1 pseudogene is annotated in these 388 nt (G+C 69.6%); it reads left to right on the forward strand.

Annotated elements, in window-relative coordinates:
* A pseudogene (locus AB6A65_RS16700) lies at nt 1-388 on the forward strand (acetyl-CoA C-acyltransferase); the annotation flags it as partial.

A 388-nucleotide genomic window follows, 5' to 3' on the forward strand; every position in this document is an offset into this window, starting at 1 on the left:
AGGGCGAGGCGATGCCGGGCTTCGACAAGGTGGCGATGCTGAAGTATCCGCATCTGGAGCGGGTCGAGCACATCCACCATGCCGGCAACTCCTCCGGCATCGTGGACGGCGCGGCGGCCGTGCTGATCGGCTCGAAGGAGTGGGGCGAGGCGCGCGGGCTCACGCCGCGCGCGCGCATCCGCGCCACCGCCAAGATCGGCACCGATCCCACGATCATGCTGACCGGCCCCGTGCCGGTGACGCGCAAGATCCTGCGCGAGAGCGGGATGGAGATCGGCGACATCGACCTCTTCGAGGTGAACGAGGCCTTCGCGGCCGTCGTCATGCGCTTCATGCAGGCCTTCGACGTGGACCCCGGCCGCGTCAACGTGAACGGCGGCGCCATCGC

It is taken from the genome of Rhodosalinus sp. FB01 (assembly GCF_041365715.1).
Lineage (GTDB): Bacteria > Pseudomonadota > Alphaproteobacteria > Rhodobacterales > Rhodobacteraceae > Rhodosalinus.